This window comes from Raineyella fluvialis, from assembly GCF_009646095.1.
Lineage (GTDB): Bacteria > Actinomycetota > Actinomycetes > Propionibacteriales > Propionibacteriaceae > Raineyella > Raineyella fluvialis.
This window is the reverse complement of record NZ_CP045725.1, coordinates 1,781,580-1,805,680: the sequence shown is the minus strand read 5'-3', so window position 1 is coordinate 1,805,680 and position 24,101 is coordinate 1,781,580. Positions and strand designations below refer to the sequence as shown.

The following is a 24,101-nucleotide window of genomic DNA, read 5'->3' as shown; positions in this document are numbered from 1 at the left end:
GCGGGCCGTCCCGCGGACAGAGGACCGTACGCCTCAGGAGCGTACGTCCTCAGGAGCGTACGTCCTCAGGAGCGTACGTCCTCAGGACCGCAGCGCCTCACAACCGGACAGCCACCACTTGCCCCTGGGCGGCGCTGCGCTGGGCGGCGTCGAAGATCTCGGCGAGGTGGAGCACGTCAGCCGGCGCGACGGGCAGGTCCGCCCTCCGCTCCGGCCCGCTCAGGCCGTCGAACAGCTGCCGATAGAAGTCGGCCCACTCCCCCGGCACCGCGGCGACGGGTTCACGCTCCTGGGGCCCGCGGTAGAGCCAACCGCAGGAGCCCGGAGCATCCGCCAGGTCGGGATAGATGGGCGTCACCTTGCCGTCGTCGGTGAAGTCGTCGTAGACGTACGTTCCCTCACTGCCGACGATCCGCAGGCGGGGTCCCGGGGCGGCGACCAGCGAACCGATGTCGAGGTGGCTCACCTGACCACCGACGTGGTGGAGCACCAGGTGGGTGTCGTCGTCGGAGACCTGGCGGCGCGAGCTCAGCTCCGCGTACACCGACCCGACGGGCCCGAACAACTGCACGGCCAGATCGAGCATGTGCGGCCCGAGGTCGAGCAACTGCCCCCCGCCCATCGCGGTGGGGGTGTCCTCGCGCCAGCGGTGCAGCGGCTCGGGACGCCAGCGCTCCCAGCGGTACTCCAGCCGCCACACGTCGCCGAGTGCCCCGGTCTCCACGAGATGGCGGGCGGCGAGGTGGGAGGGATCCCACCGACGCTGGAGGAACACCGTCAGGGGCACGTCAGCGTCGTCCGCGGCCTCCACGACCTCCCGCACCTCGGCCACGTCGATGCCGAGGGGCTTCTCCACGACCACCGGCAGCCCGGCGGCGATCACCTGGAGGGCGTGGTCGTGGTGCAGGCCGGTCGGGGTGCTCAGCACGATCAGGTCGAGATCCGGCAGCTGCAGCATCGCCTCCAGGTCGTCCACGATCCGTACGCCCGGGGTGTCCGCCTCGGCCTGGGCCCGCCGGGCCGGGTTGCGGGTCGCGACCGCGGACACCACCCCACCAGCGGCGACGATCGGCCCGACGTGCAGCCAGCTCGCCGACGAGTAGCCGGCGATGCCGACCCGGGGCGCCGCCGAGGCCACAGGGCCGGGCGCCGCTGAGGCCTGGGCTCGAGGGGCAAGGGCAGGTGTGGGCTGCGTCATGGGCACCATTCTGCCTTCCTGCTCTGACAAGCCCGCCTCCTAGACTCGGGCGGGTGAAGACGTGGATCGGCACCCAGATGTTCCTGTTCCTGGGGTCGTGGGCCGTCTACACCTCCTACTGGGCGGTGTTCCTGATCGGCCGAGGCATCTCGCCTGCCACCGCCGGCCTCGCCGTCACCACCGGCCTGGTCGCCCGCAGCATCGCCGTCGCGCTGATCTTCCCCATCGCCAACCGCTATGCCGGACTTCGCACGATCCTGCGCATCCTCCCCTGGGTCTCGGTCGCCGGCGCGGCGATGTTCCTGCCCCACGGCTCGGTCGCGCTGGTGATGGTCGCCTCCGTCGCGCTCGGCCTGACCTACCCCATCCTGCTGCCCGGCCTGGAGACGCTGGCCACCCTCTCCGCGGCGCGCAGGCTGCTCTCATACGGCCCCACCCGGCGGATCGGCTCGATCGGCTTCGTCATCGGGACCTTCGCCGCGGGCGCCGTCCAGGCACGGTGGGGCACCGAGGCGCTGCTCTGGCTGTTCGCCGGCGCCTGCCTCGTGCTCGGCCTGCTCGGGCTGGCCCCCACCGGGCACCCGGAGGTCGCCCTGCAGCGGGCCGGGTCGGGACGGGAGTGGTCGACGCTGTTCCGGCGCCGCAACGTGGTGGTGATGATGCTGGTGATGACGTTCCTGCAGTCCTCCCATGCGGCGTACTACACGTTCGGGGCGGTCCGGTTCGCTGAGCTGGGGGCCTCCCCCGGGCTGGTCAGCGCACTGATCGTCCTGGCGCCGCTCGGTGAGATCGCGGTCCTCTCGCTGGCCCCGCGCTTCGAGCGGCGACTGTCCGTACGAGCCATGCTGGCGATCGCCCTGGGCGCCGCGGTCGTCCGTTGGCTGGTGCTCGGGTTCACCGGATCGCTGTGGCCGGCGGCGCTGTCCCAGCCCCTGCACGGCGCCACGTTCGCCGTCGCGCAGGTCGGGTTCGTCCGCTTCCTCAACGACGACGTCCCGCCTCAACTCACCGGCGCCGTCCAGGGCACCATGAACGCGGTGGCGACCGGCCTGGGGACAGCGGCGATGACAGCGGTCGCCGGCCTGCTGTGGAAAACCTCGATCCCGCTGGTGTTCAGCCTGATGGCCGTCTGCGCCACTCTGGGCCTGCTGCTGGTCGCCGGCCGCGCCGTCGGACGCCCACCCCGATCCGGGCGAGAATTCGCCGAACCGGGGCAGTGAGGCAGAATCGACCTCATGAATGCCAGTGCCCATCCAGCTTCCCCGAGGCGAGTACAGACCGGAAGGACGTACGCCGCCCCGGGGATGGTGATGGCATGAAGTGGCCCTTCCGGAAGGCGGGCGCCAAGCCAGGCACCCGCAGTGGCTGGGCCGTGATGCGAACGCTGCTGATGCCGCACAAGGGGCGGATCACTCTGCTGTCCCTGGCATCCCTCGCCGCGGCGATGCTGGAGGCGATGTTCATCGTCCTGCTCACCGGGATCGGGATGGCCCTGGTCGGCGGCAAGGGTCTCGTCGGGCCGGCGTACGGGCAGTATCTGCCGATCAACATCGCCCTGATCGCCGCCGCCGGAAGTCTCGTGCTGCGCGTCGTCCTCAGCCTGGTCGCCGTCCAGCTGTCCGCGGACCTGACCGCGGTCGTCTCGACCGAACAGCGCCAGCGCCTCTCCCATGCCTTCCTGCGCACCAGCTGGTCGGTCCAACAGGCCGATCCGGCCGGACGGTTGCAGGAGCTGCTGACCTCCTTCGTCAGCCGGATCACCCAAGCGGTGTCCGTGCTGGCCACCGCGATCACCGCGTCGCTCAGCCTGGTCGCCTTCCTCCTCGCCGGCGTGGCCGTCGATCTGGTGTCGACGGTGGCCGTCCTCTTCGCCCTGTCCCTGGTCGGCAGCGTGCTCAGCCCGATGCGCCGCTCGATCCGCCGCCGATCGGCGAAGAACGCCCGGGCCGGGCTCGACTTCGCCAATGCGGTCTCCGAGCTCGGCGCGCTCGGCCTGGAGATGCAGACGTACGGCACACGCCGCGCCTTCGAGGGGCGGATCGACGAACTCACCGTCGAGTCGACCGTCACGCAGCGCCGCACCCAGGTCCTCCAAGGCGCCCAACCGCAGATCTACACCTCGCTGGCGTACGGGGCCGTCCTCGCCGGCGTCGGGGTGCTCTTCCTGGTGGGCTTCCGCAACCTGTCGATCATCGGCGCGGTCATGCTGCTGATGCTGCGCTCGCTGAGCTACGGCCAGCAGCTGTCCAACGCCTCGGCGTCCATCGCCGGGTTCCTGCCGTTCCTCGAATGGGTCGAGGAGGTCGTCAAGGGGTACGCCGACCGGCCCGCCCCGATCGGCACCGTACGTCCCGCGTCGGTCGTCCCGTTCGAGGCGGACGACGTGTCGTACGCGTACACACCGGATCGGACCGCCCTGTCCGACGTCACCTTCCGGCTGGAGCCGGGCGAGGCGCTCGGCGTGATCGGCCCCTCGGGTGCCGGCAAGTCCACCCTTGCCCAGCTGCTGCTGGGCCTGCGCCCGCCGTCGACGGGAACACTGCGGGCCGACGGCGTGCCGCTGGAGGACATCGACCGGGACTGGTGGAGCGACCGGGTCGCCTTCGTCGCGCAGGACGCCCGGCTCTTCACCGGCACGGTGGCGGAGAACATCCGGTTCTTCCGTGAGGGCATCACCGAGGAGGAGCTGCGCTTCGCCGCCCGCCAGGCGAACATCCTCGCGGACATCGAGGCGCTCCCCCACGGGTTCGACACGCATCTGGGCGAGCGCGGCAGCCAGCTCTCCGGCGGTCAGCGCCAGCGGCTGTCCATCGCCCGCGCCTTGGTCGGCAAGCCCGAACTGCTGATCCTCGACGAGCCGACCTCAGCCCTCGACGGGGTGAGCGAATCCCTGATCCGCCGGACGCTGGCGGACCTGCACGGGCGGCTGACCGTGGTGATCATCGCGCACCGGATGTCGACGCTGGACATCTGCGACCGGATCATGGTGATCGAGGCCGGCCGGATGACCGCCCTGGACACACCGAGCGCGCTGCGGGCCGACAGCGAGTTCTACCGCAACGCATTGGCCGTGGCGGGCATCGCCTGAGCGGTGGCCGATCGGCCGATAGTCGTCGCGGGACGTTCCAGCGGGAACGTCTGAGGCACCCCACCAGCATGCGCAACGCCGGTCCGGTCCGGAGGGACCGGACCGGCGTTGTCCTCCTGTCCTACGGTCGGCCGCCGACCTGTGGCGCGTCAGCGCACCCGGACGGTCGAGGTCACGGCAGCAGCCGTGTCCGAGTCCTCGACGAGGTGCTCGGCCTGGGTCACCACGGCCCGCTCGTCGGCGGTCTCCTCCGCGACGTCCTGGGCGGTCACGTGCCGGTCGATCGCGGCAAGGTGGTGCCGGCGGACGACCAGCAGCAGCGCCGAAAGGACGAAGGCCACGGCAGCGACCACGTACGGTACGGCCGGGCCGAAGGCCACCGCGATCGGTCCCGCCACCGCGGCCGACAGTGCGCCGCCGAGGAACCGGACGCCGGAGTAGGTCGACGAGGCGACGGAGCGGGGCAGGTCGGTGGACTCCATCACCGACTGGGTGAGCACGGTGTTCATCACGCCGAGCAGCAGGCCGCCGATGACGATGCCGGCGACGAGCACCCAGAAGCGAGCCTCGAGCAGTGCCATCACTCCGAGGTCGACGGCCAGCAGGAGCAGCGTCGCGGTGAGCACCGGGCCACGGCCGAGCCAGGTGACCAGCGGTTCCGCGGCGAACACGGACGTGAGGGCCAGGCACAGCCCCCAGCCGAAGAAGACCAGACCGAGCTGCTGGGCGCCGATGGTCAGACCGATGGCTCGGCCAGCGGTCTCGAGCGGGAACGGGCTGTACGCGAGCAGGGCGAAGAACCCGTAGTTGTAGAAGACGGCGGCCACCGCGAGGGTCATCAACACGGGGTGACGCAGGGCGGTGAGGGTCGCCGACAGCGGGACCGGCGCGGGCTTCGGAGCTCGCGGCAGCAGGGCGGCGATGGCGATGAGGCCGACGGCCATCAGAGCCGCCGTGCCGAAGAAGGGGCCGCGCCAGGAGATGCTGCCGAGGGCGCCGCCGACCAGCGGGCCGGTGGCCAGACCGAGCCCCATCGCCGCCTCGTAGAGGATGATCGCGCTGTCCACTCCGCCCGAGGCGGCGCCGACGATCCCGGCCAGCGCGGTGGAGATGAACAGGGCGTTGCCGAGGCCCCAGCCGGCCCGGAAGCCGATGATCTGCCAGACGTTGCCGGAGGCGCCCGCGGCGGCGGCGAACGCGACGATCACGACCAGGCCGATGAGGAGCGTCGTCCGCGTCCCGAGTCGGCTGGAGACCGCGCTGGTGAAGAACATCGCGAAGCCGGTGATCACCAGGTAGCTGGTGAACAGCCACATCGCCTGGGAGGGGCTGGCCTGCAGTTGGCTGCTGATCGCCGGCAGGATCGGGTCGACCAGGCCGATGCCCATGAAGGCGACGACACAGGCGAAGGCCATCGCCCAGACAGCGCGCGGCTGACGGAAGATCCCGGGCGCCTGGGCCTGCTGGCCGCTGCTCGGCTCCGCAGGGGTCGGTCCCGCCGTGATCGGTCCCGCGGGGGTCGGATCGGTGCGTACGGTCATCGTGCTCCTTCAGTGTCGTCGTGGGGCTGGTTGGCGTCGCGTCCAGCCCGCGTCCCGGTGGACGTGTCGGCCGGCGCCTCGGCCGGCGTGCAGGTGGGCGCAGGATCGGTCATCAGGCGCTCGACGGTGCGCAGGGCGCCGGAGAGTTCGGCTCGGGTCGCCTCGTCCATCGCCTCCAGGCGCGGGAGGAAGAAGGCGAGGGCGGACTCCCGCAGCTCGGCCAGGTGTGCGCGGCCGGTGTCTGTCAGCTCGTAGAGGCAGGCCCTGGCGTCGGAGGGGTCCACTTGGCGTTCGGCAAGTCCCGCGGCGGCCAACCTGTTGAGTTTGGCGGTGGCGGCGGGCTGGCTGAGCCGGTCCTGCAGGGCGAACTCCCCCACCCGCATCGGCCCACGTTCCTCCAGGCAGGAGAGGGCTCGCCAGTTTGCATCCATGTCGCGAGCGCCGGAGTGCCACCGCAGGAAGCGGGTGAAACGAGCGCTGGTGACCATCAGGTCAAGAGCGACGTCGCGAGGATCGAGTGCCATGGGTCACATATATACATCACCAATCTATGTATTACACGTCTCAGTTCGACTCCCGATACAGGAGTGCGATGCGGGAACACGGCCCGCCACGAGGACCGGGAGTTCCCGCGGGAACGCCTCGGAACGTTCCCGCGGGAACGTCCGAACGTACGAAACCCCCGACGAGGCCGCCGGGGGTCGAGAAATGCTGGAGCGGATGACGGGAATCGAACCCGCGTTCTCAGCTTGGGAAGCTGATGTTCTACCATTAAACTACATCCGCGCAACTGCTGGGACAGCCTAGCAGTCTCCAGCAGGACTCGCATCTCGGCCCTCACCGGGCCGCTTCTGGGGCAGCCGGCCCGGCAATCTCGTCCCAGGTGTCGGGCCAGGAGAGCCGGCCGGCCGCGGGCGGAGTCACCCCTGGGCCTTGCCCCAGACGTGCGCGCCTCCCCAGTCGATCGTGGTGACCGGCTCGTCGCCGACCACCCACGCGTCATGGCCCGGCGACAGGACGACGACATCACCGGCGCGGGCCTCGAACGCGGTCCCGTCCGCCATCCGCCCTTGCAGGTGGCCGGTGATGACGTACTGGAAGTGCGGCGCCTGGCACAGGTCGGTCCCCGCCACCGGCTTGACATGCTCCGACCAGCGCCAGCCCGGCTGCAACGTGATCAGAGCCACCTCCCCGCCGCCGATGCTGACGATGTCCCCTCGCCCGAGAGGAAACTCGCGCACTTCATCGGGAGTCCCGACGTTCTTCACCTCAAAATCAGACATGGAGGCCCTCCTTCAGGGGCATGGAGTCATGTGACCCCGATCACTAGCATCCTCGTGATCCGCCATGTTGTCATCGGCAGACGGAGCCCCCTGCACCAGAGGCGTCAGTCGAGCCGGGAACTGATCTCCTTCAGCAGGTCATCAGGGGACAGCCACATCGACGGGTACTCCCCGTACCATCGCTGCTGGCCCTGGGTGTCGATCAGGACGAAGCTGTGGCCGGGCAGGCCGGCGTGCATCCCCTTCCCCAGGGTTCCGTAAGCCTTCGACGCCGTGCCGTCGTCGAGTAGGAACGGTGTGGTGACCTTGTTGGCGGCCATATCGGCGAGGATCTGCTCCCGGGTGTTCATCACGATGGGCAGCACGACCACGTTCTGCTTGTCGAAGTCGGCTTGGCGCTTCGCGATCTCCCCCATCTGGACGATGCAGATCTGGCAGCCGGCCCCCTCACTGAAGTAGAGCAGTACGTTCCTGCCGCGCAGGTCCGCCAGGTGATGGGAGACACCCGAGGTGTCGGTGAGGGTGAAGTCCGGTGCCTGGTGTGCGCCGTCCGACCGCGTCGGCAGGCTGGTGAGGATCCCCGCGGTGACGATCACGAGGGCGACGACGAGGCTGATCCCCCAGGCGATGAGCCGGCGGCGGTGCCGGCGGGTCTGCGTGCGGTCGAGTTCCGCGAGCCGCTGCTGGGACCGGCTCTGCGATGGTGCCGGCTTGGTGGCGGTCCGAGTCCTGGTGCTCATGGTTCATGCCTTCGTACGGGTCTGGGGATCAGTGGCAGGAGGGGCGGGTCGGCAGGTCCGACGGCGCCGCGGCATCGGCGACCACGTCGGAGCGGTCCCCGGCGGCAGCGGCGGGGGATCGGCGATCCCGCAGCGTGGCGACGACGAACACCGCCACGAGGGCAAGCAGGCCGAGGCCAAGGACGACCTCCGGCACCGGCCGGGACCAGACCTCGACCCTCCGGAAGACCATGGCGATCGCGTCGCCGATGGCCACCTGGAAGCCGGGGCCGGTGGTCATGGTGCCGCTGTTGGCCAACTGGATGACGAAGCCACCCATGACGGCGAATGCGACCGCCACCAGGATGTTCACCACATTCGTGTGCAAGGTGCGCCGTCCGAGACGGATCGTCACGGACCGGGCCCGCAGGAACGTCCGCTCCCCCAGCCGGAGCCGATCCCACAACAGCGCCATCACGAAGAGCGGGAAGACCATCCCGAACACGTACGCCAACCCCAGCACCAGCCCGCCGACGGGGCTCGCCGAGAGCGCCGAGAGCGTCATCACCCCGGCGAGGACGGGCGCGCAGCACGCCGACGCCACCCCGGAGAACACCCCCAGGGAGAAGAAGCTGGCCGAGTCACCCTGCCGGGTGTCGGGCGCGCGCAGGATCGACGGAAGCGACCACATCCGGCCGGTCAGCGACCAGACGGCCAGCAGGATCATCAGCAGGCCGCCGGCCCAGTAGAGCACGCGGTGGTAGTGGGCGATCGCCCCCGACAGCAGCCCCATCCCCAAGGTCAGGGGCAGCATCACCAGGGCCAGACCCGCGGCGAAGACGAAGGTCAGCGGCAGCAGTCGCCAACGGCGGTTCTTGACCGCAGCGGCCAGGTAGCTGGGCGCCAGGAAGACGATGCAGCACGGCGCGAACAGCGCCACCCCTCCGGCGAAGAACGCCGCCAGGACCGATCCGGTGGTGAGCAGGTCTCCCATCTCACGCCGCCTCACGGGTGCGGGCGCGGAGCAACCGGCGCAGCCTCCGGCGCGACAGCCGCCCGGAACTGACGTACGCACCGTCGAGCAGCACCAGCGGTGTCATCGCGGCGCGCAGTTCCTGGAGCAGGGCCGCGCCCTCCCGCGAGCGCGCGTCGATCCGTTCGACGGCAAGGGGGAACTCGCCGCCAAGGTCGGCCAGGACAGTGTTCGCCTCAGCGCAGACATGGCAGGCCTCGGACTCCACGATCGTCACCACGGCCAGGTCCGGCGCGGCCAGTCGCTTGCTGCTTGTCATGCCCCCGAGCATGCCGAGGAAATGTCGAGGCTCACCCCAGACGCAGTGAAGATCCGATCAAGGTAGATCAAGGCAGATATACCCCCCAGGGGTATACTGATCGCGGAAAGGAGTCCCGATGAGCGTCCTCGTCATCATCACGATCCTCACCGCTCTCGCCCTGACCGCGGCGGCCCTGTGGTTCTTCTTCGGCCCTCGTACGTCACGGGAGGCGGCCCTCACCGACGGAGTCCAGGTCATCGACGTCCGCGTCCAGGGCGGCTATGCCCCGGACCTGGTACGGGTCCGCAAGGATCTGCCGGTGCGGATCCTGTTCGACCGGCGCGAGGCCGGGGAGTGCACCTCGCACGTCGTCTTCCCCGATTTCGGGATCAACCAGGCCCTGCCGGCGTACGCCACGACGGCGGTCGAGTTCACCCCGACACAGGCCGGGCAGTTCGGCTTCGCCTGCGGCATGAACATGATTCACGGGCGCCTCGACGTCCTCGACGACGGGGCGAGCCCCGACACCACCAGCGGGGGCACCACGAGCGGGGGCACCGCCACGGCCACCCTCGCCCCGGCACCGACCGGCGGCGGCCCCCGAGCGCGTGCCGTGGGCTCCGGCCTGTCGCCCGAGGCGGCGGCCGCCGCCGAGCAGTCCGAGATGACCGAGCGTACGGCCGAGATTCGTTCCCTCACCCGGCGCGTGGTCGTCGGTGCCGTCCTGACCGCCCCGGTCCTGTTCGCCGTGATGGCCGCCGAGCTGTTCCGGGCGCCCCGGGTGCCGATGGTCCTGATGAACCACTGGCTGCAGCTGGCCCTGATCGCCCCGGTGATGGTCTACACCGGCTGGCCGATCCACCGGACCGGCTGGCTGTCCCTGGCCCATCGCTCGGCGGAGATGAACGCCCTGATCACGCTGGGCACCTCGGCCGCGTTCCTCTACAGCCTGGTCGTCACCGTCGTCCCCGGCGCACTGCCCGCGGGGCTGCAGCAGGTGTACTACGAGGCGGTCGGCGTCATCCTGACCCTGATCCTCCTCGGCCGGCTGCTCGAGGCCCGCGCCAAGGCCGGCACGGGTGAGGCCATCCGTACCCTGATCGGCCTGCAACCCCACACCGCCCACGTCGTCCGGGCCGGGGTCGAGCAGGAAGTGCCGATCGAACAGGTCGTCGTCGGCGACACCGTGGTGGTCCGGCCCGGCGAGAAGCTGCCGGTCGACGGCGAGATCGTCGACGGCTCCTCCGCCGTCGACGAGTCGATGGTCACCGGCGAACCCATCCCCGTCACCAAGCATGTCGGGGACACCGTGATCGGTGCGACGATCAACCAGACCGGCAGCTTCCGCTACCGGGCCACCAAAGTCGGCGCGGACACCCTGCTGGCGCAGATCATCACCATGGTCCGTCAGGCCCAGGGCTCCAAGGCCCCGATCCAGCGCCTCGCGGACAAGGTCTCGAGCTATTTCGTGCCGGCCGTCGTGCTGATCGCCATCTGGAGCTTCGCGGTCTGGCTGCTGGTCGGTCCGCCGCCGACCGTCGTGTTCGCACTGGTGGCCGCCGTCTCGGTGCTGATCATCGCCTGCCCGTGCGCGCTGGGCCTCGCCACGCCGCTGTCCATCACCACCGGCACCGGGAAGGCCGCCCAGTACGGCGTGCTGATCCGGTCCGCCGAGGCGTTGGAGACCGCCCACCGCCTCGACACCATCGTGCTCGACAAGACCGGCACCATCACCCGGGGCACTCCGGCCCTCACCGACGTGGTCCCGGTCGGACCGTACGGAGCGGAGGAGGTGCTGGCCACCGTCGCCTCGGTCGAGCAGGCCTCCGAACACCCGCTCGCCGCCGCCATCGTCACCGGCGCCCACGACCGGGGCGTGACCACTCGACCGGCCAGCGGCTTCGACTCGATCACCGGTCAGGGCGTCCGCGCCCTGGTCGCCGGCACCGAGGTCCTCGTCGGCAATGCGCGACTGCTGGCAGGAGCCGGGATCGACGCCACGCCGTTGGCCGCCGACACCGAGCGGCTGGCGGCGGAGGGCAAGACCCCGATGCTCGTCGCCATCGGCGGCCGGCCGGCCGGCGTCGTCGCTGTGGCGGACACGGTCAAGGACGGCGCCGCCGACGCGATCGCCGCACTCCATCACCGTGGCCTCGAGGTCGTCATGATGACCGGCGACAACCGCGCCACCGCTGCGGCCATCGCCCGCCAGGTCGGCATCACCCGGGTCCTCGCCGAGGTGCTCCCGCAGCACAAGGCCGGCGAGGTGCAACGACTCCAGCAGGAGGGCAAGGTCGTCGGTATGGTCGGCGACGGCATCAACGACGCCCCGGCGCTGGCCCGCGCCGACGTCGGATCCGCCATCGGCACCGGCACCGACGTCGCCATCGAGTCCTCCGACATCACCCTGATCTCCGGCGCCCTGTCGGGTCTGGTCACCGCGATCGACCTGTCACGGGCGACGATGCGCAACATCCGACAGAACCTCGGGTTCGCGTTCCTCTACAACGCCATCGGCATCCCGATCGCCGCCGGCGTCCTGTACCCGGTCTTCGGGATCATGCTCAGCCCGATGATCGCCGCGGCGGCGATGGCGATGTCGTCGCTGTCCGTCGTCACCAACGCCAACCGCCTGCGGGGCTACCGTGCTCCTGAGGTCCCCGTCACGACGGTCCCCGCCGTCACCCCGGTGATCGAAACAGGCACGATCGAAACAGGCACGATCGAAACCGGCATCACCCCACCCCAGGAGAAGGAAGGAACCCCCACGATGACCGTCACCGATCCCGTCTGTGGCATGACCATCGATCCCGAGACCGCCGCAGGCTCGGCCGAGTACAAGGGCGAGATGTACTGGTTCTGCTCACCCGGCTGCCAGAAGTCCTTCGAGAAGGATCCGGAGAAGTACCTCGGCGGCGCCGAGCAGCACCAGCACTGAGCGCCCGGCGCCCGCGTCAGTCCTCGGCCAGCGCCAAGGGCTCGGCGCCGGAGGCGATCAGCAGGTCCAGCAGCGGCCCGGCGATGACCGGGTTGCACGCCAGGTAGAACGACTCGCCCGGGCCGGCGCCCCGTAGTCCACTCACGTGGGCGCCGGCCTCGAGGGCGACGATGGTGCCCCCGGCCAGATCCCACGGGTGCAGCCCCATCTCGTAATAGGCGTCGAGACGCTGCGCCGCCACCGAACAGATGTCGAGGCTCGCGGCTCCGGCGCGGCGGATATCCCGTACGGTCCCCAACAGTTGCGTGACCACCCGGGCCTGCGCCATCCGTCGCTCCGGCAGGTACCCGAAGCCGGTGCCGACCAAAGTCCGGGCCAGTTCCGTCTCCTTGGCGATCCGCAGCGTACGACCGTTGAGGCGCGCGCCGCCACCGCGATAGGCCTCCCAGGTCTCACCGCCGGACGGGTTGACCACCACGCCGGCCAGGCCGGTCCAGGTCGCCGGATCCGGGTCGCCCTCGACAACCGCCACCGACACCGCCCACGCCGGGATGCCGTACGCGTAGTTCACGGTGCCGTCGATCGGGTCGACCACCCAGGTGAGTCCGGAGGCCGATCCTGCCTCGTCGGTCTCCTCCCCGAGGAAGCCGTCCTGCGGCCGGACCCGGGCGATGGCGTCACGGATCGCCGTCTCGACCGCCCGGTCCGCCTCGGTGACGATGTCGGCGATGGAGGTCTTGCGGTCGGCGATCGCCACCCCCGCCTCCCGCATCTCCCGGGCCATCCGGGCGCCCTCCTCGGCGACGGTGAGAGCGAGCCGGTGCAACTCGGTCACGCCGGCCTCGGGACGGCTGGTGTCCGGCCGGCTGGTATCAGGCCGGCTGGTATCAGGCATGGTCATGTCGGGGCGCTCCAAGGGGTTGTAGGGGCTGGGGTCGCCGTGGTGTGGCGGGCCAGGGCGTGGCCGGGGTCGATCTGGCCGAGCGTCGGTAGGGCGACGCCGGCGAAATCGTCGGTGAGGCTACGGACCATCGTGGCAGTGACCCACTCACGGGCGAGCAGGTAGTGGTCGCTGCCCGGTTCGTCGCGGGCCAGTGCCGGTTCGTACGTCACCGCGGCGCGGCGCAGGTCCGGGGCGCCGGCCGTGGGGAAAGCGATGTCGGCGGCCTGCAATTCCCCGAATGAGGCCAACGGTGCGGCGCGCAGTCCCCGCAGCTGATCCATCGGGAGGTCGGGGATGTTGAGGTTGAGCACCCGCCCGTCACTGGCCTGGAACTCGAGCCACTCCATCATCCGCAGGGCGATCTCCTCGGCGGTGTCCCAGTGGTGCGGGTCGGGACCGGCCAGCGACACCGACATCGCCCGGATCCCCAGCACGGCCGCGGTGAGCGCGGCACCCACGGTCCCGGAGTGGAGGATGGCCCGACCCGTGTTCGCCCCGCTGTTGATGCCGGCCAGGACCATCCGGGGGACCTCGCCGTACTCGCCCTGCACCGCGAGATAGATCATCTGAGCGGGCGTGGCCTCGGCCACCAGGCAGCGTGCTTCGGGGGGCATCCCTTCCGGGTGCTCCTCCTGGATGATGATCGACTCGGTGGGCGTACGCATGCCGAGGGCGGCGCTGACTCCGGAGGACGGGTGGTCGGGTGCCACCACGAGCACCGCGTGCCCGCGGCGCGCGGCCGCTCGCGCCATCGCAGCCAGCCCTGGGGCGTCGATTCCGTCATCGTTGGTGATCAGGATCTGCATGCGGGGCCTCGCGCTCGGCGTTCTGGGCTCAGCCTAGCCCTCGTCGTCCCCCGGACCCAGGAACTCGGGCACCTCGCTGACCGTACGGCCCGCGGGCTCGAGCACGGCCGCGCCGCGGGTCAGCGAGGCGACGAGGGCGCCCAGGCCCTCGCGGTCGTTGTCTGCCACGGTGAGGCGGACACCCTCGGCCACGTACGCCACGTCGTGGACCACCACCCCACGGGCCCGCAGCTCCGACTCGACCCGGCCGGCCTCGGCGTGCGGCAACAGGACGGTCCACAGCGCCGAGGGGACCAGCCGCACCCGCGGGGCGAGCGCCAGGGCGGACGCGACCGCGTCGGAGTAGGCCCGGACCAGCCCACCGGTCCCCAGCAGCGTCCCGCCGAAGTAACGGACGACCACCACCGCCACATCGGTCAGCCCCGAGCCGACGAGCACGTCGAGCATCGGGCGCCCGGCGGTGCCGCTCGGCTCACCGTCGTCGGAGGAGTGCCACAGCGGCTGCGCGTCGGGGACCGCGATCACCCAGGCGCTGCAGTGGTGCCGCGCGTCGGGGTAGGCGTCGCGGGCCTCGGCCAGCAGCGCCCGGGCCGCCGCCTCATCATCGACCCGGCGCAACCAGGTGATGAACCGCGACCGCTTGATCTCCAGTTCGGAGGTGACGTCGGGACCGCGGGGGATGGTCCGGCGTTGCGTCACATCAGGTCGGGGTCGGGACCCAGCCGGTTGCCCGCATCGACCGCGTCGATGAGCGCCAGGTCGTGCTCGTCGAGCTCGAAGTCGGTGACGCCGAAGTTCTCCCGGATGCGCTCGGGGTGCACGGACTTCGGGAACACCACCCGGCCCTGCTGCAGGTGCCAGCGGAGGACGACCTGGGCCGGCGTACGGTCCACCCGGTCGGCCACGGTCCGCACGCCCGAGGCATCCAGGTCGGCGGCACGGCCGATCGGCGCCCAGGCCTCGGTGACGATGCCGTGCTCCCGGTCGAGGGCTTCGAGGTCCTTCTGGGTGAACGACGGGTGCAGCTCGATCTGGTTGACCACCGGGATCTCGCCGACCTCGATGAGGAGGCGCTGCAGGTGCGGGGCGTTGAAGTTGCAGACGCCGATCGAGGTGGTGAGGCCCTCCTCGCGCAGGGCGATGAGATCGCGCCAGCACTGGACGTACGCGTCGGCCTCGGGGTGCGGCCAGTGGATCAGGAACAGGTCGGCGTGGTCGGTGCCGAGCTTGGTGAGGCTCTCCTCCAGCGAGGCGCGGGCCTCGAGCTGGCGGTCGTTCCAGACCTTGGTGGTGAGGTAGAGGTCCTCCCGCGGGATCCCGGCGGTCGCGAGGGCCCGGCCGATGCCGGCCTCGTTCGCGTAGAGGGCGGCGGTGTCGATATGGCGGTAGCCGACCTCGAGTGCCGTCTCCACCGCGGCCTGTGCCTCGTCGTCGCCGACCCGCCACGTGCCGAAGCCGAGCTGGGGGATGGTGGTGCCGTCGCGGAGGGCGACCGAGGGGATGAGCGTCATGCGTTTCTCCTGTCCGGCGGGCACCGGGACGGCGTCCCGGTCGAGGATGGGCGGACTGCCACCGTACTGCCGCGACGGACCACCTGTCCGGCGGGGACGGGTCGGTGTGGTCGGGATGACCGGTCGCGTGGTCGGGCCCCTCGGGCGCGCGTGGGAGAATAGCCGCCATGTCCTCCCTTGTTGCCCAGTTGAGTGAACGGTTCGCGGCGGTCACCGGCGGTGTCGACCCGGAGCTGCGACCGGCCACCAAGCCCCAGTTCGGCCACTTCCAGTGCAACGTGGCGATGCGGCTGGCCAAACAGGAGGGCGCGAAGCCGCGTGACATCGCGCAGCGGATCGTCGCGGAGATCGCGATCGACGACCTGTGCGAGCCGTTGGAGATCGCCGGGCCCGGCTTCATCAACATCCGGCTGAAGAACTCGGTGCTGGCCTCGGCCACGAACGACCTGATGGCCGACCCGCACCACGGGGTGCCGCAGGACCCGAACCCGCGGCGTACGGTCATCGACTATTCCTCGCCGAACGTCGCCAAGCAGATGCACGTCGGGCACCTGCGCTCCACGATCATCGGTGACTGCTTCTCCCGCGTGCTGAGCGCGACCGGGTCGGAGGTCATCCGGCAGAACCACATCGGCGACTGGGGCACCCAGTTCGGCCAGTTGGTCGAACAGATCCTCGAGGAGGGCATCGACGCCGCCACCCTCGACCTGGCCGGTGCCGAGGCCCTCTACAAGCGGGCCGCCGCGCACTTCAAGTCGGACGAGGAGTTCGCCGACCGCGCGCGGCGTCGGGTCGTGGCCCTGCAGGCCGGCGACGAGCAGACGCGGATGATCTGGCACCAGTTGATCGACGTGTCCCTGGCCGGCTTCAACGCGACGTACGACCGGATGAACATCCTCCTCACCGACGAGGACCTGGCCGGGGAGTCGACCTACAACCAGGCGCTGGTGAAGGTCGTCGAGGACCTGCAGGTGATGGGGCTGGCCGTGGAGGACGACGGCGCCCTGGTGGTGTGGGTGGGCGGCTTCGACGCCCCGATGATCGTGCAGAAGCGCGACGGCGGCTTCGGCTACGACGCCACCGACCTGGCGGCCATCCGGCATCGTGTCGACAACCTCGGCGCGGAGCGGATCGTGTACGTCACCGACGCCCGGCAGGCGCAGCACTTCGCGATGGTGTTCGCCGTCGCGCGGCAGGCGGGATGGCTCCCGGAGGACGTGTCAGCGGAGCACATCGGCTTCGGGATGGTGCTGGGGTCGGACGGGAAGCCGTTCAAGACCCGCGACGGGTCGGCCGTCACCCTCTCGTCGCTGCTGGACGCCGCGGAGGAGATCGCCGCGCCGCCGATCGCCCTGGCTGCGATCAAGTACGCGGACCTGTCCAACGGGCTGAACAAGGACTACGTCTTCGACGCCGAGCGGATGGTCCAGACGACCGGCGACACCGGGCCGTACCTGCAGTACGCGCACGCCCGGACCTGCGCGGTGATGCGCGAGGCCGCCGCCAAAGGCCTGGCCCTCGACACCGCGGTGACCGTGCTCGACGAGCCGACCGAACAGGCGCTGGCACTGGCCTTGTCGCACTTCGGCGAGGCGGTGGTCGAGGTGGCCACAACCCTGCAGCCGCACAAACTCTGCACCTACCTCTACGAGCTCGCCCAGCACTACTCAGCCTTCTACCAGCAGTGCCCCATCCTCAAGTCGGAGGGCGCGGTGCGGGACTCGCGGCTGGGGCTGTGCCGAGCCGTTCGTACGGTGCTGGCCGCCGGCCTGGGGATGCTGGGGATCGAGGCGCTCGAGCGGATGTGAGACCTGGCGGGGGCTTCCCGTCAACGCGGGCCGCCGATGCCCGGAATGTGGCAGTCGCCGCGTTTGTGGGCGGCCGCGCATTTGTGGGCACCCGCCGCAGTTGAGGCCGGGGCCGCCCTTACAGCCGCCGCAGTTGTGGGCACGCGCCGCGGTCCCATTCAGCTGCGGCCTGCCGACGCGCGGCATCGAAATGGGACGGCAGCGGCAGCCGAATTGCGCGGCGGCTGCCGGGCCCAGGTGAGCACCGGGCACCGGGCAGCGGCACCTGACACCGGGCACCTGGCACCTGGCACCTGGCACCTGGCACCTGGCACCTGGCACCTGGCACCTGGCACCTGGCACCGAGGTCAAGTCCCTTTGTGTGGTGTAACCGTGTTGTCTCCTGGGGTGGGGTGTTGGTCAGGCAGTCAGGAAGAGCTCGGGGTGGGCGGGTTCTGCGTGGTCGTGGAGGATGTGGGCGAGTTTGCGCATGGAGACCTCGGAGAAGTAGCGGCGTTCGCCGTATTGCCATTCCTCGTGTTGTTCCTGGAGGACGGCGCCGATCAGGCGGGTGACGGAGTCGCGGTCGGGGAAGATCTGGACGACGTCGGCGCGGCGTTTGATCTCGCGGTTCAGCCGCTCGATCGGGTTGTTCGACCAGACCTTCTGCCAGTGCTCACGGGGCAGTGACGCGAACGCGGTCAGGTCTGCCTCGGCGTCCTGGAGCATGCCGGTGATCTCGGGGAACGAGGAGCGCAGACTGTCGGTGACCTGCTGGTACTGGCCGATCACGGTCTCGGGGTGGTCTGGGCGAAGATCGTCGAGATCAGCGCGTTGATCGGCTTGGACCGGGCCGATCCGAGTTTCTGGGTGACGTTGCGGGCGAAGTGGACCCGGCAGCGCTGCCAGCCGGCTCCGGGCAGGATCGCCTTCACCGCGGCTTTGAGGCCGGCGTGGGCGTCGCTGGTGACCAGCGCGACACCCAGCGGGTCGGTGTCGGTGGCGACCTTCAGGCCGCGGTCACGCAGGCCACGGAGGAACTCGGTCCAGAAGTCGGTGGTCTCGGCGTCGCCGAGGGCCATGCCGAGGATCTCGCGGCGTCCCTCGCCACTGACACCGGTCGCGACGACGAGGGCCTGGGAGACGACCCGGCCCCGGACGCGGACGTCGAGGTAGGTCGCGTCGAGGAACAGGTAGGGAAACCAGGTGTGGTCGATGCGCCTGTGCAGGAACTCGCCGACGGTCTCGTCGATCTCGGCGCAGATCCGCGAGACCGTGGAGCGGGAGATGCCGGTGTCGTTGCCGAGGGCGCGGACGAGCTGGTCGACCTTGCGGGTGGAGACGCCCTCGATCCAGGCCTGGCAGATCACCGCGTAGAGGGCCTTGTCGACCCGCCGGCGGGGGTTCAGCAGGGCAGGGAAGAACGACCCCTCACGCAGTTTCGGGATCGCGAGGTCGACCTCCCCGGCCGGGGTCTGGAGGGACTTGGGGCGGGTACCGTTGCGACGCGTGGTCCGGGCCGGGGTGCGTTCGTAGCGGCCGGCGCCGATCTTGACGGTCGCTTCGGCGTCGATCAGGTCCTGCAGCCCGGCCTGCAGCATCCGGCGGAACACGTCCGAATGGGCCAGGTCGGGATCGGTGAGGACTTCTGAGATCAGGCTTGTCAGGGCAGACTGGTGGCGGGTCATCGTGGGATCACTTCTTTGCTTCTTGGCGGAAACATCAGGTCTCCCACGATGGCCCTCCTACGTCGTCAGCAACGACAAGGACACCGCGGGAAGTGACACCACGCTATGGGACACATCCGGCACCGAAAGGCAGACAGGGTTCACAGCGCCTCAGCCCCTGGCGGCCAGAAGCTCGCGCAGTTGCTGCCCCAGCTCCCGGGGCCTGTCGAGGTCGCGCCAGATCCAGCGCACCACTGTCCATCCCGCTGCCCGTATAACCTCCTCGCGTCGCTTCTCCCGGAACACCACGTCCCCGGGCGTCTCTCCGCGGCGCGCGTAGCGCTCGTACTTCATCTTGCCGTCGAACTCCCCAACGACCTTCTGGCGCTCCCAGGCGAAGTCGGTGCGGTACTCCCGTGGTCCCCCGTCGCGGGTGCCGAGAACCAGCCGGTACTGGAGTTGCGGAGCAGGGACGAGTTGCTCGCTGAAGATGACCCGACACAGCGTTTCGCCAGGGCTCTCGGCCTCCCCCACAGCAAAGGACAGCATCCGGCGTGCCTCCCCAATGCCGACCGCACCCTTCAGCCGGGTGATCGACGCCAGCATTCCCCGGCGCAGACCCGCCCGGTCGCGGGTCTCGCGGAGGGCGTGGTCCGCCATCACGACACCTGCTCGGAATCCCTCCGTCCGGGCCACGTCGACCAGCGTGCGCGGCAGGGTCGTGACCCGGATCCCGTTGAGCGCCACGATCTCCTCGGGCAGCAGTAGGCCCGGATGCTGGTGAACCGTCGCCCGGCGGGCTCCATGGGCCACGCGCGGCACCGTGACGTGGGTTGTTCCCGGCGGGTCTCCTAGGAATGGGAGACCCCACAGTTCCGCGGCGGTGGCATGGCTGAAGACGGCCTCCTCACCCCACCGTGCGGCGACCGCCGCGACCCGGGCGCCGACGCCGATCGACGCCTGCTCCGCCTCCTTTCCCTTCGGCTGGTTCGTCTTCTCCCCGACCTGCACTCGGTCCGTGTAGCAGCCACGGCGGATCCTGACCATCTCACCGCTGGCCAGCGCACGCCGGATGTGGTTGTCGTCGAGTCCTGCGTCGAGAATGCTCTGCCGAGTGCGGACCAGAGGCAGGCTGAATTCGGGTCGCTCCATGCCTCCATCGAATCGGCTGGAGTCGCGGTCCGGCAGTGTGGCAACGCTACGGACAACACCCAGGGCCGTACGGACAACACTGGCCGTGCGACACCACCCGTAGGACAACACAGGGGTGACTTAGCCGCCGCGGTTGCGTAAGACCGCCGCGCCCCCATTCAGCTGCGGCCTGCCGACGCGCGGCACCTGAATGACACCGCAGCGCCTACCGAATCGCGCGGCGGCTGAGCGAGGAACGGGACCGGGCAGAGGAAGGCCGGTAAAGGGACGGCCGGGCCCGCAAGGGATCACGACAACGCCAACGCGACCGAACAGGCCCGCCCCTGGGGTAGGGCCATAGCCGCCGCGGTTGCATAAGACCGCCGCGCCCCCATTCAGCTGCGGCCCGCCGACGCGCGGCACCTAAATGACACCGCATCAGCTACCGAATCGCGCGGCGGCTGAGGGGCGGGTGGGCGTAGCGCGGCGGCTGAGGGGCGGGTGGGCGTAGCGCGGCGGCTGACGGGCGGGGCCAGGTGGGCGCGCCGTCGGGCACCCGCGGGCCAACTGGCCGACGCCCGGCCCCGTCACTCCTCGCCGGCGGTCTCCCACTCCTTCGGCTCATCCTCGGAGTAGTCACCCTCGATCTCGATCTCGGAGGGGCCACCGTCGCCGGACACCAGGATGCGGTCGGAATCGTCGGTGTCCGCGTGGTGGGCGGCCGTACGCTCCGCCGCGTGCCGCAGGGCCCGCTCGGTGGCGACGTCGACGGTCAGTTCGCCGACCACGTGGTCCTCGCGGTGCCCGGCCATCCAGGCCGCGCCGATGATGCCGGCCCGGTTGCGCATCTGGGCGGGAACGATCGCGGTCTTGAGGTTCAGCTTCGGCAGGAACTTGTCCGAGTCCCGACTGATTCCGCCACCGACGACGATGAGGTCGGGCCACAGCAGCGCCTCGAGGACCTCGAAGTACCGCTGGATCCGCGGGATCCACTCCTTGTACGACAGGCCGAGGCGGTCCTTGACCCCCGACGAGGCCTGGGTCTCCGCGTCATGACCGTCGATCTCCAGGTGCCCGAACTCGCTGTTCGGGATGAGCACGCCATGGTGGATCAACGCGGTGCCGATGCCAGTGCCCAGGGTCGTCAGCAGGACGAGACCGGGGTGGTCCTTCGCGGCCCCGAAGTGCGCCTCCGCCAGACCCGCGGCGTCGGCGTCGTTGAAGACCACCACCCGCCGGCCCAGCAGGTCCTCGAACATCTTCTCCGCCTCGAAGTCGATCCAGGACTTGTCGATGTTCGCGGCGCTGCGGGTCACACCGTGGGTGACGACTGCGGGGATGGTGATCCCTACCGGACCGTCGCCGATGACGTCAGCGAAGGAGGACACGATCTCCGCGACGGCAGCTCCGACCTTCTTCGGGGTGGACTTCTTCGGCGTGGGGATCCTCAGCCGGTCAGCGGCGAAGTCGCCGAGCTCCAGGTCGACCGGGGCACCCTTGATCCCCGACCCACCGATGTCGATGCCGAGCACTGGTCGCGCAGTCATGTGCTGAGCCTACGAGGGACGCGGCCCCGTGTCAGGAGCTGGGAGCCGCGTCGGCTGATGTTCCACCGACCCCGGCAAGGACGCCAGGAGCCCCCGCGCCTGTGCCCCCCAGGCGAGGAGCGTACGGGCGTACGACCGCGCCTCGGCCGCGGGCAGATGACGGGCGACCAGGTGAACGGGTCCCGGGGTGGTGTCGACGTGGACGCTGGCGACCCCCAACCAACGCTGCAGCGGGCCCTGGCTGAGCCGGACGGATTGGAACTTCGAGAGCGGCACGATCGCCCCGCGCCGGACGAACACCCCATGGTCGGCGATGGTCACCTCCGGAGTCGCGCCCCACCGCAACGTGTGGGCGTCGACCCAGCGCAGCAGCCGGACGCGGCGTGGCACCCGGTGCAGGGGGACCGCCCCCAGGTCGATGCCGGGCAGGACCTGGCGGAGGATGAACGCCAACTCCGCGCCGGTCCCCGCGGGCAGGACGGTCGATTCCCGGCGGTCACGCTCCTCCTCGGAGTGTCCGGTCGACAGGCCGACCATGTCGATGTCGACCGACCACCACCCGGGGATCCGCCACAACAACGGCTGCCTGATCCGGACGCCCTGGATGCGGTCCAACGGCAGCGTCTGGCTGACCAGCCGGGTCATCCCGGACGTCACCCGCAGCCCACCCGACGGGGTCCGCAGCAGCTGGAAGTTGAACTGGTGGTTGAGGCGCCGCGTCACCATCGAGACGAAGCCGAGCAGCAGCGGCAGAGCGGCTGCCAAGGAGAAGGCGCCGGCACCGGCGATCCAGCCGGCCGCGATCACTCCCGCGCTGATCGCGACGGACCACCACAGTTCGCTCGACAGCAGGAACGCGCCGATGATCCGGGCCGGCTCCATCGTCAGCAGCAGCTCATCGGCCACCGAGGCGTCCACGAGGAGGCCGGGGCGCGGCGCCAGGCCGGCGTCAGCAACAGTGGCGCGCTCCCCCACCGCGCGTCGCAGCAGGTAGTCCCGCAGGTCGTACGCCCGGCCGCGCGACAGATAGCGCAACCGGGTGGCGGCCTCGCCGGCGCCGGCCTCGATGCGCAACTCGGCCAGCCCGACGAGCCGGGCCACGAAGGGTTGGTCCACGTCCACCGACTGGATCCGTTCGAACGCCACCCGCCGCGACCGACGGCGTAACCAGCCGGTCTCGACACGGACCTCGTGATCGTCGATGACGAAACGGGTGAACCACCAGGACGCCCACCCGGCCAGTGCGGCGACGAGGGCGATGGCGAGCACGATCCCGCCGGTTACCCATCCGGGCGGCAGTCCGCCGCGCGGACGGCCAGTGTTCTCCAGGGTGTCGCGGACGTACGCGTACACGCCGGCCACCAGCACGATCCAGCCGCGGACGAGGGGCGTGAGGGGATGCGGACGTTCGAGGTGCGGGCTGGGCGATGGCCCCTCCGTTGCGGGGTCGGCGAGGTCCGTCACAGGCCGGACCTTCGCGGATCACTGTGCGCGGTCAGGGTGTCCCGCAGCCGTGCGGCCTCGGCCGCCGGCAAGCCGGGGATGCGGGCGTCGGTCTGGGCCGACGCGGTCACCAGGGTGACGGTGGCGAGCCCGAACAGCCGCTCCAGCGGGCCCGCGTTCACATCGATCACCTGGAGGCGACCGTACGGCACCACAGTGAGGGCCCGGAACATCACCCCACGGCGCACCCACAGTTCGTCGGCCGTCTCGGCGTAGCCCCAGCGGGGCCAGCGCCGATGCACGAGCACGGCGTTCCACAGCCACGCCACCGCCGCGACCCCCACCGGCAGCGCAGCCAGGGCGGGCTCCCCGAGGAGGAGCCACACCGCGACGGCCGCCGGGACGCCCACGACGACGGCCAGCAGGGCGGACGCGAGCCAGGACAGCGTCCGCCAGCGTCGATCGATCCCTCGCCAGGCGACACCAGGACCGGCGAAGAGGTCCGCCGTCGACGCCGACACCTCAGTCCTGCTCATCGTCACGCTTCAGGGTCGCGGAGACCCCGCCGAAGGCGGCGAGGCCCCGCAGGATGACGGTCGGTGCGTCGGGATCGGCGCAGCGGGCCTTCGAGGAGGCCCCGCCGAAGATCGGGAAGACCTTGTTGATGACCCGTACGCCGTCGGGCACCACCACGTCCACCCCGCCGAACATCGCGACGACGTCGATGGTGATGGTGCGGGACTCGAACACCGCCTGCCGCAGGTCGATCGTGGTCCCGCCGAAGATCGCCACCGCCGTCGTGCCCTTCGGGACGCGGTGCACCCCGGCGCGCTCGGCCCCGCTGAACACCGCGACCACCAGGTCGCGCGGGCTCTGCGTGGACGGGTCGACCGGCACCCCGACACCCCGGTAGGCCGTACCGTCGGCGGGCACCATGGCGTCGGCACCCGGCCCGGGGACGACCGGCACGACCGCTCCGCCCGGCGGGAAGGGTGCCCCGCCGAGGTCGGCGGTGAGCGGCCCGAAGTCGGCGAACGTCCGCGCCGCGAGGGCCCTGCTGACCCGGTCGCGGTGCTCCTCCAGGGTCAACCGCCCGTCGGCGTACGCCGCGTCCAGCAGGTCGGTGACCCGGGCCCGGTCGACGTCGGAGGCGCGGAAGTGGTCGGGCATGCCTGCGGTCATGGGTCCAGCGTACGAGGCCTCGGGGGCGGGCATCGGGGTGGTC

Annotated in this window: 20 protein-coding genes, 1 tRNA gene and 1 pseudogene; 4 read left to right on the top strand and 18 right to left on the bottom strand. The window is 70.6% G+C overall.

Annotated elements, in window-relative coordinates:
- Positions 1 to 97: 97 nt before the first annotated feature.
- Positions 98 to 1,198, bottom strand: a complete 1,101-nt coding sequence (locus tag Rai3103_RS08175) for a Gfo/Idh/MocA family protein (RefSeq protein ID WP_153572180.1) — start codon at positions 1,196 to 1,198, stop codon at positions 98 to 100.
- Positions 1,199 to 1,251: 53 nt separating this feature from the next.
- Here Rai3103_RS08175 and Rai3103_RS08170 point away from each other — a divergent pair, with 53 nt between their 5' ends.
- Positions 1,252 to 2,418, top strand: coding sequence for an MFS transporter (locus tag Rai3103_RS08170; RefSeq protein WP_153572179.1), 1,167 nt, complete (start codon positions 1,252 to 1,254; stop codon positions 2,416 to 2,418).
- A 95-nt stretch (positions 2,419 to 2,513) separates the two neighbouring features.
- Entirely contained in the window at positions 2,514 to 4,286 is a 1,773-nt protein-coding gene (locus Rai3103_RS08165; protein ID WP_153572178.1) for an ABC transporter ATP-binding protein, read from the top strand.
- Positions 4,287 to 4,435: 149 nt separating this feature from the next.
- On the opposite strand, the gene Rai3103_RS08160 is transcribed toward Rai3103_RS08165, so the two are convergent.
- From Rai3103_RS08160 to Rai3103_RS08130, 7 genes are all read right to left on the bottom strand, one after another.
- Positions 4,436 to 5,701 (bottom strand): MFS transporter, encoded by a 1,266-nt coding sequence (locus Rai3103_RS08160; RefSeq protein WP_422396041.1) that lies wholly within the window; start codon positions 5,699 to 5,701, stop codon positions 4,436 to 4,438.
- A gap of 122 nt (positions 5,702 to 5,823) precedes the next feature.
- Positions 5,824 to 6,351, bottom strand: a complete 528-nt coding sequence (locus Rai3103_RS08155) for a MarR family winged helix-turn-helix transcriptional regulator (protein WP_153572176.1) — start codon at positions 6,349 to 6,351, stop codon at positions 5,824 to 5,826.
- A 188-nt stretch (positions 6,352 to 6,539) separates the two neighbouring features.
- Positions 6,540 to 6,613: transfer RNA gene (locus Rai3103_RS08150), tRNA-Gly, on the bottom strand.
- A gap of 134 nt (positions 6,614 to 6,747) precedes the next feature.
- Positions 6,748 to 7,110 carry a cupin domain-containing protein gene (locus tag Rai3103_RS08145; protein ID WP_153572175.1) on the bottom strand — a complete coding sequence of 121 codons (363 nt, stop codon included), beginning with the start codon at positions 7,108 to 7,110 and terminating at the stop codon, positions 6,748 to 6,750.
- Positions 7,111 to 7,214: 104 nt separating this feature from the next.
- On the bottom strand, positions 7,215 to 7,850 hold the full coding sequence (locus Rai3103_RS08140; RefSeq protein WP_153572174.1) for a peroxiredoxin family protein: 636 nt from the start codon (positions 7,848 to 7,850) through the stop codon (positions 7,215 to 7,217).
- Positions 7,851 to 7,878: 28 nt separating this feature from the next.
- Positions 7,879 to 8,823, bottom strand: coding sequence for a cytochrome c biogenesis CcdA family protein (locus Rai3103_RS08135; protein ID WP_153572173.1), 945 nt, complete (start codon positions 8,821 to 8,823; stop codon positions 7,879 to 7,881).
- Position 8,824: 1 nt separating this feature from the next.
- Positions 8,825 to 9,121 carry a glutaredoxin family protein gene (locus tag Rai3103_RS08130; protein ID WP_228489265.1) on the bottom strand — a complete coding sequence of 99 codons (297 nt, stop codon included), beginning with the start codon at positions 9,119 to 9,121 and terminating at the stop codon, positions 8,825 to 8,827.
- A 118-nt stretch (positions 9,122 to 9,239) separates the two neighbouring features.
- Here Rai3103_RS08130 and Rai3103_RS08125 point away from each other — a divergent pair, with 118 nt between their 5' ends.
- Positions 9,240 to 12,041, top strand: coding sequence for a heavy metal translocating P-type ATPase (locus tag Rai3103_RS08125; RefSeq protein ID WP_153572171.1), 2,802 nt, complete (start codon positions 9,240 to 9,242; stop codon positions 12,039 to 12,041).
- A 16-nt stretch (positions 12,042 to 12,057) separates the two neighbouring features.
- Here Rai3103_RS08125 and Rai3103_RS08120 read toward each other — a convergent pair whose 3' ends face one another.
- From Rai3103_RS08120 to Rai3103_RS08105, 4 genes are read right to left on the bottom strand one after another with little or no spacing between them, the layout of a single operon-like run.
- On the bottom strand, positions 12,058 to 12,942 hold the full coding sequence (locus Rai3103_RS08120; protein ID WP_228489264.1) for an inositol monophosphatase family protein: 885 nt from the start codon (positions 12,940 to 12,942) through the stop codon (positions 12,058 to 12,060).
- Positions 12,939 to 13,790: a 5'/3'-nucleotidase SurE gene (gene surE, locus Rai3103_RS08115; protein ID WP_153572170.1), complete on the bottom strand. Its 852-nt coding sequence runs from the start codon at positions 13,788 to 13,790 to the stop codon at positions 12,939 to 12,941. The genes Rai3103_RS08120 and surE overlap by 4 nt, the downstream gene beginning before the upstream one ends.
- Positions 13,791 to 13,823: 33 nt before the next feature.
- Positions 13,824 to 14,489, bottom strand: a complete 666-nt coding sequence (locus Rai3103_RS08110; RefSeq protein ID WP_194793334.1) for an IMPACT family protein — start codon at positions 14,487 to 14,489, stop codon at positions 13,824 to 13,826.
- Positions 14,486 to 15,301, bottom strand: a complete 816-nt coding sequence (locus tag Rai3103_RS08105; protein WP_153572169.1) for an aldo/keto reductase — start codon at positions 15,299 to 15,301, stop codon at positions 14,486 to 14,488. The genes Rai3103_RS08110 and Rai3103_RS08105 overlap by 4 nt, the downstream gene beginning before the upstream one ends.
- A 167-nt stretch (positions 15,302 to 15,468) precedes the next feature.
- On the opposite strand from Rai3103_RS08105, the gene argS reads away from it, so the two are divergent.
- On the top strand, positions 15,469 to 17,109 hold the full coding sequence (gene argS, locus Rai3103_RS08100; protein WP_153572168.1) for an arginine--tRNA ligase: 1,641 nt from the start codon (positions 15,469 to 15,471) through the stop codon (positions 17,107 to 17,109).
- 399 nt (positions 17,110 to 17,508) lie between these two features.
- On the opposite strand, the pseudogene Rai3103_RS08095 reads toward argS, so the two are convergent.
- The 6 genes and pseudogenes from Rai3103_RS08095 to Rai3103_RS08070 form a co-directional block, all read right to left on the bottom strand.
- A pseudogene (locus Rai3103_RS08095) lies at positions 17,509 to 18,776 on the bottom strand (IS256 family transposase).
- Positions 18,777 to 18,926: 150 nt separating this feature from the next.
- Positions 18,927 to 19,907, bottom strand: a complete 981-nt coding sequence (locus Rai3103_RS08090) for a type IV toxin-antitoxin system AbiEi family antitoxin domain-containing protein (protein ID WP_153572167.1) — start codon at positions 19,905 to 19,907, stop codon at positions 18,927 to 18,929.
- Between the two features lie 566 nt (positions 19,908 to 20,473).
- Positions 20,474 to 21,433 carry a polyphosphate--glucose phosphotransferase gene (ppgK, locus tag Rai3103_RS08085; RefSeq protein ID WP_153572166.1) on the bottom strand — a complete coding sequence of 320 codons (960 nt, stop codon included), beginning with the start codon at positions 21,431 to 21,433 and terminating at the stop codon, positions 20,474 to 20,476.
- 9 nt (positions 21,434 to 21,442) lie between these two features.
- Positions 21,443 to 22,897 (bottom strand): PH domain-containing protein, encoded by a 1,455-nt coding sequence (locus tag Rai3103_RS08080; RefSeq protein WP_153572165.1) that lies wholly within the window; start codon positions 22,895 to 22,897, stop codon positions 21,443 to 21,445.
- Positions 22,894 to 23,412: a PH domain-containing protein gene (locus Rai3103_RS08075; RefSeq protein WP_153572164.1), complete on the bottom strand. Its 519-nt coding sequence runs from the start codon at positions 23,410 to 23,412 to the stop codon at positions 22,894 to 22,896. The genes Rai3103_RS08080 and Rai3103_RS08075 overlap by 4 nt, the downstream gene beginning before the upstream one ends.
- A complete protein-coding gene (locus Rai3103_RS08070; protein ID WP_194793333.1) occupies positions 23,399 to 24,058 on the bottom strand; it encodes a DUF1707 SHOCT-like domain-containing protein in 660 nt (219 codons plus the stop codon). Before Rai3103_RS08070 ends, Rai3103_RS08075 begins: the two co-directional genes overlap by 14 nt.
- Positions 24,059 to 24,101: the final 43 nt, after the last annotated feature.